Here is a 19,224-nt window from a genome sequence, read left to right on the forward strand (position 1 = left end):
TATGATTCTCTGCACATTGTACATGAATGCAGAAAAAAGGAATAATAGCGCCCTATTATTCCGGTACATCTGCTTTTTTTTCTTTTAACGTCTTATGTGCTTCTTCTACAACGCGCATGATCTCTTCTTCCGGCAGTTCCTGGCCTTCCTGTCCCTCTCCCGGCCAATGCAAATGAAGGAGAAACTCAATATTTCCGTCTCCTCCCGTGATTGGAGAAAATGACAAGCCTTTACAGATATAGCCTTCAGCGGCAGAAAAACTGATCATTCGCTTGAGCACATCAGCATGCACTTTAGGATCTCTAACAATCCCTTTTTTGCCGACGGATTCCCGTCCCGCTTCAAACTGAGGCTTAACTAAAGCCATGCAGTCGCTGCCCGGTACGAGCAAAGTCCTTAGGACAGGCAGGATGAGCCGCAGTGAAATAAAGGACACATCAATTGTGGCAAACTCCGGCATGCCCTTTGTAAAGTCTGCCGGTGTTGCATAACGAAAGTTCGTCCGTTCCATCACGACGACCCGTTCATCCTGTCTAAGCTTCCATGCAAGCTGATTATAGCCTACATCCACAGCGTATGACTGCTTAGCTCCATTTTGCAAAGCGCAGTCCGTAAAACCGCCGGTGGAGGAGCCAATATCAATCATAATTTTATCTTTGACAGAGACGGGAAATTCCTTCAACGCTTTTTCGAGCTTTAAGCCGCCCCTGCTCACATACCTCAGCGGGTTTCCTTTGACAGTTAACGGAAGGTCGCGGTCAATTTTTTCTCCAGGCTTGTCCAAGCGGTTTTCGTTTGAATAGACGATCCCCGCCATAATGGCTCTTTTGGCTTTTTCACGCGTTTCCGCCAGCCCTCTTTCCACTAATAATACATCTAATCGTTCTTTCTTTGACGTCATGATCCAATTCCTTTGTGTGTCTTTGGCGGCATCAGTAATCTAATACGATTTGCCACCTGCTGTTTTGTCAGTCCAATTTCCTCAAGAAGCGCTGTTACACTTCCGTGTTCAATAAACCGATCAGGTATACCCATTCTGTCAATCGGAGTATGATATTCACCTTGATCATGAGCGAATTCTAAAATCGAGCTTCCGAAACCGCCTTCTAAGACCGCTTCTTCAATTGTTAAAATTGGCAAGCCTTCTTTTAGGATACTCTTCATCATCTTTTCATCAATCGGCTTAATAAAACGCGCATTCACAACGCGCACGGAAAGGCCTTCTTTCTGCAGCTCTTCGGCTGCTTCAATCGCCATTTCGATTGTTGTGCCGAATGTTAAGATGACAGCATCGTTCCCTGGACGCAGCACCTCCCACGTACCGATCGGAATCGTTTTCAACTGTTCATCCATTTTTACGCCGAGTCCGTTTCCGCGCGGAAAACGCATTGCTATCGGGCCTTCGTCATAGCTAAGTGCTGTATGAACCATGTGCTGGCCTTCATTTTCGTCTTTCGGCATCATTAAGACCATGTTTGGAATGTGGCGCATAAACGCAATATCAAACACGCCTTGATGTGTCTCTCCATCAGCGCCAACGAGTCCTGCACGGTCAATTCCAATAAACACATTAGCGTTTTGGCGGCAGATGTCATGAACAACTTGGTCATATGCCCTTTGCAGGAAGGTTGAGTAAATCGCCAAAAACGGCTTCATACCCTGCATTGCCATAGCTGCAGCCATTGTTGCGGCATGCTGTTCTGCGATTCCTACGTCGAACATCCGGTCAGGGAATTCCTTTGCGAAGCCTTCAAGCTTTGAACCGACAGGCATAGCCGGCGTAATGGCTACAATGCGTCCGTCCTCGCGCGCCATTCGCTGCACAGTTCCGCTGACAAGACCGCTCCACGAAGGAGCTGCGGCTTTCGGCTTTACAAAGTCACCGGTATTAATTTTATATGGTCCGGTACCATGCCATGTCCCAATCGTATCGGTCTCAGCCGGTTTGTACCCCTTCCCTTTTTTCGTAATGACGTGCAGAAGAACAGGGCCTTTCGTTTTTTTGGCGTATTGAAGATTCTCAATCAGCTCATGATAAGAATGTCCGTCCACTGGGCCCAAATACGTAAAACCGAGCTCCTCGAAAAACATTCCGGAGACGAGCATGTATTTCAGGCTGTCTTTGACCCGTTCCGCCGTGGCGGCAAGCTTGCCCCCAACTGCCGGAATCTTTTTAAATAAGTATTCAAGCTCATCTTTGACCCACTGGTATTTCCCCGCAGTGCGGAGCCGTCCGAGCATAGAGTGAATAGCACCGACGTTTGGCGCAATACTCATTTCATTATCATTAAGGATGACAATCATGTCTTTTTTCTCGTCGCCGATGTGGTTAAGGGCTTCGAGCGCCATACCGCCGGTCAGCGCGCCGTCACCAATGATCGGAATAATATATTCATCCGTTCCTTTAATATCACGGGCAGCTGCCATTCCCATCGCGCCTGACAGAGAAGTCGAGCTGTGCCCGGTTTCCCAAACATCGTGCTCGCTTTCACTCCGCTTTGGAAATCCGCAAAGCCCTTTGTACTGGCGAAGCGTCGCAAATTCTTTTCCGCGTCCTGTCAGCAGCTTATGGACATACGACTGATGGCCTACATCCCATAAAAATTTGTCTTTCGGGCTGTTAAATTCCTTATGCAGGGCAACAGTAAGCTCTACGACACCTAAGTTTGGGCCGATGTGGCCGCCGGAAGCGGATAAACTTGTAATTAAAAACTGACGGATTTCATCACTTAATTTCTCTAATTCATCAATGGACATGTTTTTTAAAAACAACGGGTCCTGTATTGATAAAAGATCCAAAGCGGATCAACTCACTTTCAGCATGAATTTCTGCAATGATACATGTCTTTTGCATGCCGAGCTGACAATAATCTCAGACATAAAAAAAGACAAACGCGCTTTTCCTTTTCATTTTTCATATAAACTGCTTACATTTTACCATACCTCGTGCAGCCGCTTCAAATTAGGATCGTTTTAGTGATCTCTTGCCGCAATTAAATCACAAAGCTCATATAAAAGGTCTTTTTGAAGAGAGAGTCCGCCGATCAATCGCTTCGCCTCTTTTATATGAACATCCAATTTATGTTTGGCCCCTTCCAATGAAAGAAGCGACGGGTATGTCGATTTGTCATTTGTGGTATCCGAGCCGACACGTTTGCCGATTTTCTCTTCACTGCCTTCTAAATCTAAAATATCGTCTCTGATTTGAAATCCGATTCCAATGTGGCTGCTGAAGGTACGCAGTGTTTCAATGTCTTCCTCAGGCGCATCAGCCAAAATAGCACCGGCGATTACACAAAAGCCAAGGAGCTTGGCAGTTTTCCGTTCATGAATGGATTCGAGCTCTTCAAGCGTGACTTGTCGGTTTTCCGCTTCCATATCAGCTACTTGCCCACCGACCATGCCTTCGGTGCCTGCCGCTGAAATCAGTTCATTCACAAGCCGCAGGCGCTTTTCTGCTGACACCTCGTCTGACACGTGGGAGGTAATCAGCTTAAAGCTTTCTGTGAGCAGCCCGTCACCCGCTAATACTGCCGTCGCTTCACCAAACACTTTATGGTTTGTCGGCTTCCCGCGGCGCAAATCGTCATCATCCATGCATGGAAGATCATCATGAATTAACGAATACGTGTGAATCATTTCGACAGCACAGCCCACCGGAATGCCGTCTTTTTCGCTTTTTCCATATGCATTTAAAACAGCCAGTACAATCAGAGGCCGCAACCGCTTTCCGCCGGCCTGTAAAGAATATAGCATAGATTTCTTTAATGAGTCCGGCATATCAAGCTTTTCTGTATAGACAGAAAGCTGATTTTCAATTGTTTTTTTCCGGTCCGCCAGAAAGCTCGTTAATTTATTTGTCACCTTCGTCTTCCTCCTGAACACTGAAAGGTGCCAGTTCGCCGTCTTCTTTTAAAATGAAGTCCATTTGCTTTTCGACTTTTTGCAGCTTTTCATGGCACATTTTTGACAGAGCCATGCCTTCTTGGAAATAGTTAATGGCTTGCTCTAGAGGCACATCTCCCTCTTCAAGCTTTGATACAATGCTCTCAAGCCCTTTCATCGCTTCTTCAAATGTCATGTTTTCATTTTTTTTCACGTCTGTCATTTTTCTTCCCCTCTCTTTTCTAATACTTCACAGGTCAGCACGCCATCCTTCAGCTTGACTTCAAGCCGGTCCTGCTCTTCTATTTGACTGACACTTTTAATGAGTTTATCTTCTTTATAAGCCAAGCTGTATCCTCTTTCCATCACTTGAAGAGGACTTAGTGCATTCAGCTTGCCAAGAACGGTTTGAAATTGGGAATGCAGCTGCTTCATTTGGATATTCATATTTTTTCTCAGCTGATTTGTTTGTTCCTGGTATCGTGTTCTCGCTTGTTTCAGCTGTTCATGAGGATGCAGTGCCTCTAATCTGTACGTTTCACGCTCCAGCTGTCTGCTTTTCCGATCTAAAAGAGCGGTCAGCTGTGCTTGAAACTGCTGGTACGCGAGGTCAAACTGCTGCTCTTTTTGCGCATACAAACGCTTTGGAAAACGAAAGGCATAGGACGATTGCAGCGTTTGAATCCGTTCTTTTTTCTGGCCGAGGTGCTGCTGCATTGCTCTTGTCATTCTGACTTCCGCTGTTTTTGTGCGTTCGATTAAATCAGTGGTATGAGGCACAGCAATCTCAGCTGCTCCTGTCGGCGTCGCGGCTCTGATATCGGCGACAAAATCACTGATCGTAAAATCCGTCTCATGTCCGACTGCCGATATAATCGGAATATTGGAAGCAAAGATGGCGCGTGCTACAATTTCTTCATTGAATGCCCACAGTTCTTCTATCGAACCGCCGCCTCTCCCGACAATTAATACGTCGCAAATCTCTTTTTCATTTGCCTCTTCAATGCGCGTAACGATGGATCTGCTCGCATTTTCACCTTGTACGAGCGCTGGAAGAACAATGACTTTTACAAGGGGATATCTTCTTTTTAGAGTTGTAATAACGTCTCTGACAGCGGCACCCGTTGGAGATGTCACAACCCCGATTGTGGCTGGAAATGCGGGGATTTGTTTTTTGTAGCGGTCGTCAAATAAACCTTCTCCGGCAAGCTTCTTTTTTAATTCTTCGTACGCTAAATAAAGCGCTCCAACCCCGTCAGGCTGCATTTCTTTGGCATATAATTGATAGTTTCCGCTCGGTTCATATACGGAAATTCCGCCTCTGACCAGCACTTTCATTCCGTTTTCAGGTTTAAAAGGCAGACGCTCGCTTTGTCTCGCGAACATCACCGACTGCATTCTTGCGTTTTCGTCTTTTAAAGTGAAATAAATATGCCCTCGTGTGTGTATCTTTACATTCGACAATTCGCCTTTAATCCAAATATTTTCAAGGTGAGGATCTACATCGAATTTTCGTTTTATATACTTTGTCAGCGCTGAGACGGTCACATACGCTGCTTCACCCATGTCTAAAAACTCCTCTCCTAAGCATTCCTGCACCATAACTAAAGAAAACCCGCCCTGGCTTTAGGAGCCTGAAGAAGCGGGTATCGTGCTCATATTCAAGGCGGGTAAACATTTCGCCTGTGAATATCTCCAATTATCTATGATAACGTACGTTTCGCAGATTTAACAGTATTATGCGCAAGCATCGTGATGGTCATCGGGCCTACTCCGCCCGGAACCGGCGTGATGAAGGACGCTTTTTCCTTTGCCCCTTCAAATTCAACGTCTCCGCAAAGCTTTCCGTTTTCCAGACGGTTAACGCCGACGTCAATGACAACAGCGCCCTCTTTGATCTGGTCTGCACTGATGAAGTTGGCTCTGCCGACTGCCACCACCAGGATGTCCGCTTTTTTCGTATGTTCAGTAATATTTTCTGTTCTTGAATGACAGTAAGTAACCGTCGCGTTTTCATTTAATAAAAGCTGGCCGACAGGTTTGCCGACAATGTTGCTTCGGCCGACTACAACAACCTCTTTACCGGAAAGGTCAATATTGGTTTTCTTCAAAAGCTCAACAATTCCATGAGGCGTGCAAGGAAGAAACGTATCTTCGCCAAGCAGCATTTTCCCTACGTTTAACGGATGAAAACCGTCTACATCTTTATCAGGAGAGATACGTTCGATCACCGCTTTTTCAGAAATATGGTCTGGGAGCGGAAGCTGAACGAGAATGCCATGAAACTCAGGGTCTTGGTTATATTGATCAATAATGGAAAGCAGTTCAGCTTCTGTGAGGCTGCTGTCAAATTGATCGAGCTTGAAATTCATTCCCATTGTTTCTGCCGCTTTTTTCTTTCCTCGCACGTAAGAGTGAGAAGCAGGATCATCTCCAATCAAAATAACCGCCAGTCCGGGAGTGACGCCTTGCTTTTTAAGCTCTTCTACCTCTTTTGCCAATTGTTCGCGTTTTTCTCTAGCCGTTTCTTTTCCGTCGATGATTGTTGCAGTCATTTTCTTTCCTCCTATGATTGTTCAATATCAGATTTAATGTTAGAAAGAACCCCGTTTACAAACTTTGTCGCTTTGTCATCACCAAACCGTTTTGCCAGCTCAATCGCTTCGTTCATGGAGACATTCACCGGAATGTCTTCGGCATATGCCATTTCATATGCTGCCAGGCGCAAAATCGCACGGTCAACATTGGCAATCCGATCGAGCTTCCAATTCACCAGATGCTTGGAGATCATTTCATCCAGCTGGTCTTGGTGTTCCAATACCCCGTGTACAAGCTGTTCAAAGAAAGGATCTGTTTTTTCTTCATCCAGTGCGTGTTCTATGGCTTCATTCACTGCAATATCGCTGACATCAATTTGAAATAGTGCCTGCAAAGCTTTTTCTCTTGCTGTTCTTCTTTTCATTTTCTTTCTCCTTTGATCCTCTTTATCCGCTTGTCGTTAAGCCACAAAGAGATCATAACATATTTTTTTCGTATCCGCATATTGAAATCAAGGTTTTTTTACCCTATTACCGAATATTTTCACACACCTTAATATGATTATTCGGATTTCACGTTCATGAAGAAACTCGGCTATGTAAGCCGGCTTTCTTCATGCTTTGAAATAAAGGGTAACGTGTAAAAAAACCAAAGGGCCGCCCTCCCCTTGGTTTCGTGTTAAGCCATTTACATTTCTTCGTCGATTTGGACTTCTTGGGCTTTTGTGTCAAATTGAATGCCGACGATGTGAATATTGATCTCGTTAATCGAAAGAGACGTCATATTTAATAAGGTTTGACGAATGTTTTCCTGAACGGATGCTGCAACTTTCGGAATCGAAACGCCAAATGTAACGACACAGTATACATCGATCGTAATTCCGTCATCCGCCAGGTCGACTTTGACACCTTTGCCATGATTCACTTTGCCAAAGCGCTCAACGACGCCTGTCGCAAAGTTTCCGCGCATTTCGGCAACTCCATCAACTTCTGATGCTGCAATGCCGGCAATGACCTCAATGACCTCCGGTGCAATCTCAACCTTACCCAAATGCGTATCTTCGTGATCCATTTTAAGCAAGCTGTTGTCTTTCATTCAATTCACCTCCGTAAAAATTATGAGCCCATTACATCATATGTTTCTAAAAATTTCGTATTAAACTCTCCGCTCACAAATGTTTCGTGTTCAAGCAGTTTTAAATGGAAAGGGATTGTTGTCTCAATGCCTTCGATGACGAATTCGCTCAATGCGCGCTTCATGCGGGCAATCGCTTCATCTCTCGTTTTTCCGTATGTGATTACCTTTGCAATCATGCTGTCATAGTACGGTGGGATGGAATAGCCAGGGTACGCAGCTGAATCGACACGGACACCAAGACCGCCAGGAGGCAGGTACATTTTAATTTCACCAGGTGACGGCATGAAATTTTTGCTTGGGTTTTCTGCGTTGATTCGGCATTCGATGGCCCAGCCTTCAAATTCAACATCTTCTTGCTTGAGGCTCAGTTCCATTCCTGAAGCCACTTTGATTTGTTCCTTGATCAGGTCAGTTCCCGTCACCATTTCTGTGACTGGGTGCTCCACCTGGATTCTCGTGTTCATTTCCATGAAGTAATAGCGCTGTTCATTGTAGTCATAGATAAATTCAACTGTTCCAGCACCTGTATAGCCAACCGCTTTTGCAGCCTTTACCGCTGCATCTCCCATTTGCTCCCTGATTTCTGAATCAAGGGCAGGAGACGGTGATTCTTCCAAAAGCTTTTGCAGGCGTCTTTGGATCGAGCAGTCGCGTTCGCCCAAATGGATCGTATTTCCGTAGTTATCAGCAAGCACTTGGATCTCAACGTGGCGAAAATCTTCTATGTATTTTTCGATGTATACACCTGGATTTCCGAATGCAGTTGCCGCTTCCTGCTGTGTAATCTTAATGCCATTAATCAGTTCCTCTTCAGTGCGAGCAACCCTAATTCCTTTTCCGCCTCCGCCTGCGGTGGCTTTTATAATTACAGGATACCCAATTTCATTAGCAAGCGAAACCGCTTCTTCCACATTTTCTATAATTCCCTGTGAACCCGGTACGATTGGCACGCCGGCCTGTTTCATCGTTTCCCGCGCAACGTCTTTTGTTCCCATTTTTGAAATGGCGTCAGCGCTCGGGCCGACAAACGTGACATTCACTTCTTCACATAATTCAGCGAAATCAGCATTTTCAGCTAAAAATCCGTATCCCGGATGAATGGCGTCCGTGCCAGTCAGCTTTGCAACACTCACAATATTTGTAACGTTTAAATAGCTGTCTTTTGATGCTTTCGGTCCGATACAAAAAGCTTCATCGGCCATTTGAACATGAAGGGCATCTTTATCAGCTTCTGAATAAACAGCGACAGTCTCAATTCCGAGCTCTCTGCAGGCTCTGATGATTCTGACAGCAATTTCTCCTCTGTTGGCGATCAATAGCTTTTTAATCATGTTCAGTCTCCTTACTCCGCTTTTACAAGAAATAGAGGTTGTCCGTATTCGACCAGCTGGCCGTTTTCTACTAATACTTCAACGATTTCGCCTTTCACTTCTGCTTCGATTTCGTTGAAAAGCTTCATCGCTTCTACAATGCAGACAACTGTGTTTTCATTTACTTTTGAACCGGCTGTTACATACGGGCCAGCTTCCGGTGATGAAGAAGCATAAAATGTTCCTACCATTGGTGAAGTGATTTTATGCAGATTCTCATCTTGCTTTGGTGCTTCTTGGGCAGGTGCCGCTGCTTGCTGCGCTTGCGGCTGAACTGCCTGCGGAGCCTGTGCTTGTACAGGTGCTGCCGGTGCCTGCTGCATGACTTGAACCGTGCCTGCTTCGTGTTTTTTCAGTTTTAAGGATACACCTTCATTTTCATATACGAATTCGTCAATTGTAGACTCGTCAATTGCTTTAATCAGCTCGTGGATTTCTTTGATATTTAACATTCAATCGCACTCCTATGTATGAAATTTCTTTTTTATAGGTTACTACTAAAAGTACATACTATGTTCATCTTACAGGAGCGGACTTTTGAATTCAACTCTAATATGAGAGCAACGCAAAAAGCCCGCTTGTTTAGCGGGCTTCTTTTTCCTCTTTCTTACTTGGATGGTTCAAATGTGACAGCGACATCTTTCATTGTTTTGATTTCTTTTGCCACAAGGTCTATAATGGCTGTCGCCTTCGATTTGGAGTGTTTGTCTGATTTGACTGTAATATTGATTTTATCTCCTTCAGCATTAACGAGCGCATCCTCGTAACCTTGTGTTTTAATCAGCGTTTCCAGCTGTTTTTCTGTTCCTTCCACTTCACTGAGAGCCGTCATTTTATCGTATGCTTCGCTTTTCTCCTTGGCTGTTGCATCATCGCTTGATACAATGGCATTCAGCTCTTCTCTTTCTTTGCTTCTGGCATCTTCTAAATCAAGACGGTACGTTGTAAACAAATCATCATCGGCTGTTTCCGTAACAACAGTTCCTTTTTCACTGGCTTCAGCGGATGTTTCCTTGTCTGCTGATGAATCTTTCGTTCCCTTTGTTCCATCTTCTTTTCCTTTTTCAGTTTCTGTACCGCTTTTTTCCTTCGTGTCTTGCTTGGCAGGCGCTTTTTCAGTTGCGACCTCTCCGCTGTCAGACGCGCTTTTTTCACTTTGCATCTGCACGGCGTTTTTGCTTTCCGGCGACATGATATAGTAGACGCTTAACACCACGACAAGACTAAGCATTGTTAATAGCCAAACGGTTTGTTTTTTAAGCATTTATGAATCCTCCTTTATTTTTTTAGGGGCAACCGCAACCCGGTGGCTTGGAACATCCAGGACCCGTGTCACCGCTTCGATAATGGTTTGTTTTATTTGAACGTTGTCCACTCCTTGAGCAACAACGAGTACACCGCGTATATCAGGTTTTTTCGTTTGGACGACGACAGGTGTTTCTTTATCGCCGTTTTTGATCATGACGATTTCTTCCTCCGATGTTTGGTCTGTAACGCTTCTTGTTCCGCCTTCTTTATCAGTTTCTTCAGTGGTTGTATTTTTGTTTGATTTGTTTTTTTCGTATACTTTCAGCGACGTTGCATCTACATTCACGACAACCGAGACATCGTCCACACCAATGATTGTTTCAAGAATTTCTTTCAGCTGATTTTCGTATTCTTTTTCATAGTCATCGATCGAGTCTTTAGGTTTATCAGATTTTGAGGCTTTAAACACTTCAGCTGTTTTCTCTTTGCTGCCCGCGGAATGTTGCGATGATACGGCCGTTATCGTTTTGGCGTTTTCTGTTTTCTCAGGTGAAGAAAACAGCTGGCTGACAAGCATAAAGGAAACTCCGAGAACAAAAACGAATAGAAAGTAATGATATTTGGTCAGCTTCGGCTTTTCGCCGTCCTTCGTTTGTCCCGGAAGAAACTGCTTTTTCAATACATTCCATAATCCGTTTTTATTCATTGCCGACACTCTCCCCGCCTTCCATATGAACCGTAATTTTCTCACTTCCGATTTCCCAAATGTCCGCGAGCTGCGTTTTTATCTGTTTGGCTTCTTTTTGTTCGGCTGCTTCTTTCGTTACGTATGCATGATCTGTATCAATGTGGACCGGCGCGACCGTTTGGACCGTTTTTTCAGAAGACGGGGCCATATACACGCTGATTGTTTTAATATCCTCTTCTGAATCTACCTTTTCTCCTGCCGTGAGTTTGATGCGGCCTACTTTATATTCATCATGACTGAATCTCTCCTCCGCTTTCTTTTTTAGTTGGACAGCCATTTCTTCTAGAATATATGCGCGCTGGGAAGCTTGTATTTCTATTTTTTTTGAATTGATTTGATTTTTTATGTCGGCAGACTCTGACTGCCCGTTTTTTGTGAGATATTCAAAGATGATTTCGGGATCTGTCTTGAAAAGTTTAAAAATCGGCGTAAGCATGACGACAATCAAGAGCAGGCTGACTACCATTTTTGCGTACTTTTGCATGCTGGAGCTCGGCAGCAGCATATCAATCACAATTGCAAATAGGATAAACAACACGATGGTGGTAAGCCATTCCGTTAAAAAACTCATTCGCCTGCCTCCTTCATTTCATCATCATCGTGAGGTTTCCGGCTGTGATTATGACAGTAAGGCTTAAAAAAAACATGAGAGACACAATGGCGAGAGCTGCAAAAATATAAATGACGCTTTTGCTGATGACGTCGAGGCAGGTGATGACGGGCCCGCCTCCTAGTGGCTGAAGAATCGCGGCTGCCAGCTTATAAATAAAAGCGAGGGAAAGCACTTTGATTGCCGGAAATGCCGCGATACAGATCAAAATAGCGACACCGAGAATCCCTACCGTATTTTTCAGCAGTAAAGAGGCACTGATTACTGTATCTGTTGCGTCTGTAAACATTCGGCCAAGCACAGGAATAAAATTTCCGGTTATAAATTTAGCCGTCCTGAGCGTAATGCCGTCAGTCACTGCAGCTGAGGCTCCCTGAACAGAGATGACGCCGAGAAAGATGGTAAGAAAAACAGCCAGTGCTCCGATGGCGATATTTCTGAGCAGGTTAGCCAGCTGTGTTACTTTGTATTGTTCAGTCATCGTGCTGACAATGCTCAGAATCGCTGATAAAAAAATCAGCGGCATGACGATATTCTGAATCAAGAGACCGCTCGTGTTCATCAGGAAGAGGATAACAGGATGAAAGAAGGCAGCAGATACAGCTCCGCCTGAGGAAGCCAAAAGCGCCAAGAGGAGCGGAATGAGCGCCAGGATAAAGCTGGTCATCGTCTGAATGGCCTCAGTTGCATAGTTAATCGCCACATGAAAGCTATTAAGCGCAAGGATAATCAGCACCATGTACACAATTGAGTAAGCGACCTTACTGACGGTGCTTTGCTGAAAAGCATTTTGCAAAAGCTGCAGAATGACGCAAAAAATCGTGAGCAAAATCAATGTGCCAAGCAGCTTTCCGTTGGCAAGCACTTCATGAAACAAATAAGAAAAGAGAGCTTTCAGCCATTCTTGCGGTGAGAATGATTTATCGCCATTGATAAACTCCATTAAGCTGCCTTTTTGGCTTTCCGGCAGCAGTCCGCCGTATTCTGTCATAATGTCATTCCAAAATTCCCCGATCTTATCTGTTTCAAGTGAGACTGCTGTCCTTTCCGCTAATTGCTCGGCTGTTTCAGCATGGTCTTCCGTTTGTTCTGCATTACCAGCTGCTTGTACAATTTCTGCACGGCCTGCTATGATCAGCACGGCCAAAAGCAATACCCATTGAAAGCGCTTCAATCTACCGCCTCCTTTCGGTTATGACATAGAAGGTATAAGTCCGAGAATCGTTTCGATAATGACGGTTAAAATAGGCACAGCCATTACGAGTATTAAAATTTTCCCCGCCAATTCTATTTTCGAGGCGATGGCTCCTTGACCGGCATCTTTTGTGAGCTGTGCCCCGAATTCAGCAATATAGGCGATTCCGATAATCTTTAAAATGGTTTCAACATAGACCATGTTGACATTTGCATTAATCGCAATTTTTTCTATCATTCGAATAATGTCGTAGATTTGGTCTACCAAATAAAGAAAAATGGCACATCCGGCAAAAACGACGATTAAAAACGCAAAAGTCGGCTTTTGTTCTTTTACAATTAAAGAAAGGAAGGTGGCGATCAGCCCTAAACCTACAATTTGAACAATGTCAATCTGCAAGCCCCCCTATCCTTGGAATAAAAACACAGCTTTTATCTTTTTAAATAGGTCATCTACAATCGTGGCGACCATAAATAAAATATAGATAAAACCTAACAGCGTCACCCACTGAGCGTATTCTTTCTTGCCCATCTGATCCAATATCGTGTGTAAAAAAGCGACCACGATTCCCACTCCGGCAATTTGAAATATGACATTCACGTCTACTCCCATTTTATTTTTGCTCCCCTCACGTTTACATCAATAGAAGAATGAGTAACAAGCCCGCTAAAAAGCCCAAACTTTTTATCATTTTTTCATTTTTCGCTTGCGCCTGTTCAGCATCCGCTTCAGAGGCTTCCAAATGTGTCAGCGCCAGCTTGATGTGCTTTTGCTGAGAGATTCGATCATGAATCCCGAGCGTCTCGCCAAACTGCTTCAGCACTTCGTATTCGCTTTTTTTCAAAGACAGGGTGTCCCATACTTTCTTTAAGCTTTGCTCCCACGCCGTTTTCGCGGAATCACTTCCCTTGTCCAGCTGATCACTGAATGCGGAAAAAAGAGCTGAAACAGGCTGTGCGAGCTGTTTGGCAATCTGCTGTGAAGCAGTATGAAGCGGTGTATGGCCGTACATGATTTCAGCCTCGAGGGATTGAAGCGCCGCACGCAGCTGGCGGATTTGCCGCGGCCGTTCTGTATAAATCTTCGCCATCTCAAAACCTGTCCATGTTGTCGCTACCACAATGAATACAGCGCCCAGCAACTTCAGCATGTTTTCACGCCCGTCGTCCTAGACAGCACATTTCCGTCTTTGTCATAAATGCGGCTCACTGTGCCCGGCCCTTTTGCTCTTGATAATTCCAAATAGCGGTCAAAGGCTCTTTCTTCCCACAAACGCTTCAATGAAGGCCGCTTCATCAGGTCGGATATGCTCCAGCCATGCGCCGATACGATTACTGAAACACCGGCATGCAGCGCCTCCAGAAGTGCATCTGTATCTTCCATACGCCCGATTTCATCGACAATCATCACCTCAGGGCTCATGGATCGAATCATCATCATCAGCCCTTCAGCTTTTGGACAGGCGTCTAACACGTCAATTCTCTGACCAAATTGATGCTGCGGAATGCCGCGAAGACATCCGGCAATTTCTGACCGTTCATCGACGATTCCTGTCTTAACGGGCAGCATGGGTTTTTTGCCGGTGCTTGAGAGCCTCGCAAGGTCCCGGAGAAGTGTTGTTTTGCCTGTTTGGGGCGGTCCGATAATCAGCGTATTCAGCCAGCTGTTTTGATATAAGTATGGAAGCAGCGGCTCCGCAATCCCCAGCTTTTGCCGGGCAATTCGTATATTAAAAGATGCGATGTCACGGAGGCCTTTCACACCTCCGTTTTCCGTAATGACTCTGCCCGCCAGTCCGACTCTGTGGCCGCCTCTGATCGTGACATACCCTTTCTTCAGCTCTTCTTCAAGAGTATACATACTATAGTTGCTAAGCCGGCTCAGGATCAGATGGGCATCCTCGGCCGTGCCCGCATAGGACAAATAAACAGGTTGTCCTCTTCGAATCAATTCAACAGGGCGGTTGATCCGAATTCTGACTTCTTCGATTTCCAGCCATTGTTGTTCCGGTATTTCAGAAAGGGCGTTTTTCATGGATTCGGGGAGAACCTCAGCGATTTCATTCAACAGAGCCTCCTCCTTTCTACCGATTGGCTTCTTTAAAATGTATGATGTGAGGCAGACTTTATGACAAGCCTCTCTTTATTTATGAACACCCGCCAAAATCAAAACAACACCCGTAAAAATCAGAATCAGCTTTGCATACGAAAGCTGCCCGGCAATTTGGTAGATTCCGACAGTCATCGTAATGATAAAAATCAACGGACCGACAATAGCGAGAATGCTGTTAACCACAACCGCCTTCCGGACATCGTTGGTCACAAGCATGACAATTGCTGCCGTCAGCTCAATCATAGAGGATAAAACTCGTAATCCCGCCATTGTTAAAACAGTAGAATTGATATTTCCAAGTAAAAATTTCATAGCACTCTCCCAACCTCCCATTTTTTTATATGATATGCTCTAGCTTGCTGAAGTAGTCTTGTCATTTTCGTATAAAAGAAAGATTCTGTTTTTGGGCACAAAAAAAAAGCCTGCTCCCATTTGGGAACAGACTTCTTTTTTTCTTTCTATGCTCTTGAAACGTAAGAACCGTCTGATGTATTGACAACAAGTGTGTCGCCTTCATTCACAAAGAACGGCACGTTTACAACAAGCCCGGTTTCAGTTTTCGCAGGTTTTGTACCGCCTGACGCTGTATCACCTTTAATACCAGGTTCAGTTTCAACAACTTTCAGCTCAACTGTGTTTGGAAGTTCGATACCAAGTGTTTCATCCTGGTACATCATGATATGCACAGACATGTTTTCTAGCAGGTATTTTAATTCTTCTTCGATTTGAGTTGCGCTCAGTTCAAGCTGCTCATAAGAAGAAGTATCCATAAATACGTGCTGATCTCCGTTTGCATATAGATATTGCATTGTTTTGGTTTCGATTTGCGCTTTCGCTACTTTTTCACCAGCGCGGAATGTTTTTTCCTGAATGGCGCCAGTGCGAAGGTTGCGGAGTTTAGAGCGGACAAATGCCGCACCTTTTCCAGGTTTTACGTGCTGGAAGTCAACGACGCGCCAAATGCCGCCATCTACTTCAATTGTTAATCCTGTACGGAAATCGTTAACTGAAATCATGTTTAATGTCCTCCTATATTCCAATCACAAAATAATAAGTTCTTTTGGGGAATGGGTGATTGTCCGGTTGCCGTTTTCTGTAATCACGATGTCATCTTCAATGCGGACACCGCCTGTTTCTGGTATGTAAATGCCCGGCTCCACTGTGACCACCATACCCGGTTCAAGGATAGCTGAAGATCTGACGGATAATCCCGGCGATTCATGAACTTCCATGCCGAGCCCGTGCCCGGTTGAATGGCCGAAATAGTCACCGTAGCCTTTTGCAGCAATATGATCCCTTGTGAGGGCGTCAGCCTCTTTTCCTGTCATTCCCGGCTTAATATGTGCGACGCCAAGCGCCTGAGCATCAAATACAACCTGATAGATCTCCTTCAATTGATCACTGGGCTGACCTACAGCGACCGTCCGGGTAATATCAGAACAATATCCTTTATAATAAGCGCCAAAATCAAGCGTAACAAGGTCTCCGCTTTCAATCAGTTTGTCACTGGCCACACCGTGCGGAAGGCTTGAACGAAGGCCTGAGGCGACAATCATATCAAAAGAAGAGCTGTCTGCTCCCTGGCTTCTCATATAAAACTCCAGCTCATTGGCAACAGCGATTTCAGAAATGCCGGGTTTCATAAACGTCAAGATATGTCTGAAGGCATCATCTGCAATCTTCGCAGCTTCCTCTAATATCTTAATCTCTTCACTAGACTTAATCAAGCGCAACTTTTCCACGGATTCAACCACAGGCACTAATTCGGCATCACTGATAACGGCGCTGTATGAAGCGTAAGTGCCATATGTCATGCTGTTCTGTTCAAAGCCGAGACGCTTGATGCCAAACGATTCAACAGTGTCGGCAGTGGTCTGAATCAAGCTGCCGCCATGTTCAATGATCTCAAAACCCTTTACCTGAACCTTCGCCTGCTCAGTATAACGAAAATCCGTAATAAACGCTGCTTTGTCACCCGATATAACAGCCAAACCCGCCGAACCTGTAAACCCTGTCATATAGCGTACATTCGTGTTGCTTGTAATCAGCATGCCGTCAATTCCCAGCTGTCCAAACAGGTTTCTTAATTTCTCTAGCTTCATCTTGATTCTCCCCCTTGCTGGCTTAATAAGTAGCGAACAGCAAGCTTGTAGCCTTCAGCTCCAAGACCGACAATCTGCCCTTTCGCAACAGGAGCGATAACCGACTGATGCCTGAATTCTTCCCTGGCGTATAAGTTTGATAAATGCACCTCTACCACAGGAAGACTGATGCTTGAAACAGCATCCCTGATCGCATAGCTGTAATGACTCAGGGCGCCGGGGTTCAGAACAATCCCGCTGTATTGCTCCTCAGCCTCATGTATCGCATCTATCAAATCACCTTCGTGATTAGACTGGAAGAAAGTGAGCTGGATATGTAAGGCTTCAGCAAACTGAAAAAGATCTGTTTCAATATCGGTCAGTGTCTGGCGGCCGAATACTTCAGGCTCACGACTCCCAAGCCGGTTAACATTCGGTCCGTTCAAAATCAAAAAATGAGGCACATAATCTCTCCTTTTCGCGAGGGTTTCTCATGTAAAAAATGTTCACTTCTCGTGAACATTTTATCATACTGGAAAAGGATTATACACTATTCTCTATGCATTCCCAGCGCACGTGCAAGCTTTTCCGAATTCAGCTCATTGTATTCAAATGAAATGGAATACCCGACAAACAGCCCGTAAAGCAAATAAATGCAAATGGTCGTAATAATTGTATCTGATGTCAGTTCGGTCACCGTGCGCACATCTGGAAAAATCGGATTAAAAACAAAAAACACGAGCAGCCAAAGCACCAAGCCGTATAAAATACCCGGCCACATTGTTTTTAAACGTTTCAATAGAAGAAAATAAAGAAATGCTGCGCCAATTGAAATTACTCCAATCAAAATGATGCTGATTACCGTTCCCAGCCCATGTTTTTTCCACTCTCCGAGTACAAACGGCTGCAATATCATATTCGGGCTAATTTCGGAAAAATGAAACAAATATGCGATATAAGCAACGAAACTCCAAAGTACGCCTCCGCAAAAACCTGTTGCCGCCACCCTGCCGGCCATTGAAACAGGCGGCTTTTGCTTCTCATTCAATTCTTCATTTTGTTCTGTATCTTTTTCGCTTGTCATCATGGCACCTCCAGTTAAAGTGTGCCCAAAAAAAGAAATGTCAATAAAAAAGCTCACACTTTTTGACAGCTGCGAGTAAAATTTGAAAATAACGGGTATAATGCATGTAGAAAAAGCAAGGCTATGGCAATTTTTTCAGCCTGTCAATCTAGAGGTTTAGCGCTGTTTCCTGTACAATAGAGTGAAAGGAAATGGTTAGCAATCCTAAAGAAATAGGCAGGTTGATAATATGTCAAAACATAAAGTTCCGCCCGCTTACGGCGGGCAGGCTGTTGTGGAAGGCGTTATGTTTGGCGGAAAGCATCATTACGTTACAGCCATCAGAAGAACGGATGGAAGCATTGACTTTTTTAAGCTTCCACGCAAACACAACCCGAAACTGAACATCGTGAAAAAGATACCGTTTTTACGGGGGATCGCGGCCATTATCGAAGCGAGTGCAAACGGCACAAAGCATCTGAATTTTTCAAGCGAACGTTACGGGCTCGATCCATCTGAAGACGAGACACTTGAGCAGGAAGAAAAAAAATCCTCCGGGCTGTCCATGTATCTCAGCCTCGCAGTTATAGGCGTCCTATCATTTTTGTTCAGTAAATTCGTATTTACATTGGTTCCAGTTTTCTTAGCTGAACTGACAAGGCCGATTTTTCCCTCGGACACAGCGCAAATCGCGGTTGAAAGCCTGTTTAAGTTGATTTTGCTGCTCGGTTACATCTATTTTTTGTCCATGACACCGCTCATTAAAAGAGTGTTTCAATATCATGGAGCCGAACATAAAGTCATAAACTGTTATGAACAGAATTTGCCAATTACCGTAGAGAATGTCCAAAACCAATCTCGGCTTCATTACCGCTGCGGATCAAGCTTTATTTTATTTACGATTATTGTCGGCATGTTTGTTTATTTACTCGTTCCGACAGATCCGCTTTGGCTGCGTGTTATAGATCGTGTCGCACTGATACCGGTCGTGCTTGGTATATCCTTTGAAGTTCTGCAGCTGACAAACAAAGTGCGTGACATTCCCGGTCTGAAATTACTTGGGTACCCGGGACTTTGGCTTCAGCTGTTAACCACAAAGGAACCTAAGGATGACCAGGTTGAAGTTGCCATCGAAAGCTTTAACGAACTTCTCAGACTCGAAGAATTGTCTGAGCAAAATCAGAAGCCTTCTCACAACGTCATCTAAAATCCGTTGCCCTGCTATTACTTTCGGAGG

Annotated in this window: 24 protein-coding genes; 1 reads left to right on the plus strand and 23 read right to left on the minus strand. The window is 44.7% G+C overall.

Features of this window, described 5'->3' with window-relative positions; all coding sequences use genetic code 11:
* Positions 1-55: 55 nt before the first annotated feature.
* The 23 genes from MHI44_RS02740 to MHI44_RS02850 form a co-directional block, all read right to left on the minus strand.
* The gene (locus MHI44_RS02740; RefSeq protein WP_003230264.1) at positions 56-901 is read right to left on the minus strand and encodes a TlyA family RNA methyltransferase; all 846 of its coding nucleotides are present in this window, start codon (positions 899-901) and stop codon (positions 56-58) included.
* Entirely contained in the window at positions 898-2,799 is a 1,902-nt protein-coding gene (gene dxs, locus MHI44_RS02745; protein WP_339202825.1) for a 1-deoxy-D-xylulose-5-phosphate synthase, read from the minus strand. The genes MHI44_RS02740 and dxs overlap by 4 nt, the downstream gene beginning before the upstream one ends.
* 174 nt (positions 2,800-2,973) lie before the next feature.
* Complete coding sequence (locus MHI44_RS02750) at positions 2,974-3,864, minus strand: polyprenyl synthetase family protein (RefSeq protein ID WP_003230262.1); 891 nt, start codon at positions 3,862-3,864, stop codon at positions 2,974-2,976.
* Positions 3,854-4,108 (minus strand): exodeoxyribonuclease VII small subunit, encoded by a 255-nt coding sequence (locus MHI44_RS02755; RefSeq protein ID WP_003226409.1) that lies wholly within the window; start codon positions 4,106-4,108, stop codon positions 3,854-3,856. Before MHI44_RS02755 ends, MHI44_RS02750 begins: the two co-directional genes overlap by 11 nt.
* Entirely contained in the window at positions 4,105-5,451 is a 1,347-nt protein-coding gene (gene xseA / locus MHI44_RS02760; RefSeq protein WP_015251733.1) for an exodeoxyribonuclease VII large subunit, read from the minus strand. Before xseA ends, MHI44_RS02755 begins: the two co-directional genes overlap by 4 nt.
* 137 nt (positions 5,452-5,588) lie before the next feature.
* On the minus strand, positions 5,589-6,440 hold the full coding sequence (gene folD, locus MHI44_RS02765; protein WP_003230259.1) for a bifunctional methylenetetrahydrofolate dehydrogenase/methenyltetrahydrofolate cyclohydrolase FolD: 852 nt from the start codon (positions 6,438-6,440) through the stop codon (positions 5,589-5,591).
* An 11-nt stretch (positions 6,441-6,451) separates the two neighbouring features.
* A complete protein-coding gene (gene nusB, locus MHI44_RS02770; RefSeq protein ID WP_003230256.1) occupies positions 6,452-6,847 on the minus strand; it encodes a transcription antitermination factor NusB in 396 nt (131 codons plus the stop codon).
* A gap of 263 nt (positions 6,848-7,110) precedes the next feature.
* Entirely contained in the window at positions 7,111-7,518 is a 408-nt protein-coding gene (yqhY, locus tag MHI44_RS02775; RefSeq protein WP_003230254.1) for a fatty acid biosynthesis protein YqhY, read from the minus strand.
* 20 nt (positions 7,519-7,538) lie between these two features.
* Positions 7,539-8,891 (minus strand): acetyl-CoA carboxylase biotin carboxylase subunit, encoded by a 1,353-nt coding sequence (gene accC, locus MHI44_RS02780; protein WP_003230253.1) that lies wholly within the window; start codon positions 8,889-8,891, stop codon positions 7,539-7,541.
* 11 nt (positions 8,892-8,902) lie between these two features.
* A complete protein-coding gene (gene accB, locus MHI44_RS02785) occupies positions 8,903-9,382 on the minus strand; it encodes an acetyl-CoA carboxylase biotin carboxyl carrier protein (RefSeq protein ID WP_003230252.1) in 480 nt (159 codons plus the stop codon).
* Positions 9,383-9,537: 155 nt separating this feature from the next.
* Complete coding sequence (gene spoIIIAH / locus MHI44_RS02790) at positions 9,538-10,194, minus strand: stage III sporulation ratchet engulfment protein SpoIIIAH (RefSeq protein WP_003230250.1); 657 nt, start codon at positions 10,192-10,194, stop codon at positions 9,538-9,540.
* Positions 10,195-10,884, minus strand: a complete 690-nt coding sequence (gene spoIIIAG, locus MHI44_RS02795) for a stage III sporulation protein AG (RefSeq protein ID WP_017696430.1) — start codon at positions 10,882-10,884, stop codon at positions 10,195-10,197.
* A complete protein-coding gene (spoIIIAF, locus tag MHI44_RS02800) occupies positions 10,877-11,497 on the minus strand; it encodes a stage III sporulation protein AF (RefSeq protein WP_015251730.1) in 621 nt (206 codons plus the stop codon). The genes spoIIIAG and spoIIIAF overlap by 8 nt, the downstream gene beginning before the upstream one ends.
* A gap of 13 nt (positions 11,498-11,510) precedes the next feature.
* Complete coding sequence (spoIIIAE, locus tag MHI44_RS02805) at positions 11,511-12,710, minus strand: stage III sporulation protein AE (protein WP_048655108.1); 1,200 nt, start codon at positions 12,708-12,710, stop codon at positions 11,511-11,513.
* 18 nt (positions 12,711-12,728) lie between these two features.
* Complete coding sequence (spoIIIAD, locus tag MHI44_RS02810; protein ID WP_003230228.1) at positions 12,729-13,130, minus strand: stage III sporulation protein AD; 402 nt, start codon at positions 13,128-13,130, stop codon at positions 12,729-12,731.
* Positions 13,131-13,136: 6 nt separating this feature from the next.
* A complete protein-coding gene (spoIIIAC, locus tag MHI44_RS02815; RefSeq protein ID WP_003153142.1) occupies positions 13,137-13,343 on the minus strand; it encodes a stage III sporulation protein AC in 207 nt (68 codons plus the stop codon).
* Positions 13,344-13,365: 22 nt separating this feature from the next.
* On the minus strand, positions 13,366-13,881 hold the full coding sequence (gene spoIIIAB / locus MHI44_RS02820) for a stage III sporulation protein SpoIIIAB (protein ID WP_014477309.1): 516 nt from the start codon (positions 13,879-13,881) through the stop codon (positions 13,366-13,368).
* The gene (gene spoIIIAA / locus MHI44_RS02825; RefSeq protein WP_144483064.1) at positions 13,875-14,798 is read right to left on the minus strand and encodes a stage III sporulation protein AA; all 924 of its coding nucleotides are present in this window, start codon (positions 14,796-14,798) and stop codon (positions 13,875-13,877) included. Before spoIIIAA ends, spoIIIAB begins: the two co-directional genes overlap by 7 nt.
* Before the next feature lie 75 nt (positions 14,799-14,873).
* Positions 14,874-15,155: a YqhV family protein gene (locus tag MHI44_RS02830; protein ID WP_004398639.1), complete on the minus strand. Its 282-nt coding sequence runs from the start codon at positions 15,153-15,155 to the stop codon at positions 14,874-14,876.
* Between the two features lie 146 nt (positions 15,156-15,301).
* Positions 15,302-15,859, minus strand: coding sequence for an elongation factor P (gene efp, locus MHI44_RS02835; protein WP_003226377.1), 558 nt, complete (start codon positions 15,857-15,859; stop codon positions 15,302-15,304).
* 24 nt (positions 15,860-15,883) lie between these two features.
* Complete coding sequence (gene papA / locus MHI44_RS02840; protein ID WP_339202829.1) at positions 15,884-16,945, minus strand: aminopeptidase PapA; 1,062 nt, start codon at positions 16,943-16,945, stop codon at positions 15,884-15,886.
* A complete protein-coding gene (gene aroQ, locus MHI44_RS02845; RefSeq protein ID WP_003230223.1) occupies positions 16,942-17,388 on the minus strand; it encodes a type II 3-dehydroquinate dehydratase in 447 nt (148 codons plus the stop codon). The genes papA and aroQ overlap by 4 nt, the downstream gene beginning before the upstream one ends.
* Before the next feature lie 86 nt (positions 17,389-17,474).
* Entirely contained in the window at positions 17,475-18,011 is a 537-nt protein-coding gene (locus MHI44_RS02850) for a YqhR family membrane protein (protein WP_003230222.1), read from the minus strand.
* A 226-nt stretch (positions 18,012-18,237) separates the two neighbouring features.
* Between MHI44_RS02850 and MHI44_RS02855 the strand changes: the two genes are divergently transcribed.
* On the plus strand, positions 18,238-19,194 hold the full coding sequence (locus MHI44_RS02855; protein ID WP_339202831.1) for a DUF1385 domain-containing protein: 957 nt from the start codon (positions 18,238-18,240) through the stop codon (positions 19,192-19,194).
* Positions 19,195-19,224 lie beyond the last annotated feature (30 nt).

Origin of the sequence: Bacillus sp. FSL K6-1366, assembly GCF_037976695.1 — a bacterium.
GTDB lineage: Bacteria > Bacillota > Bacilli > Bacillales > Bacillaceae > Bacillus > Bacillus subtilis.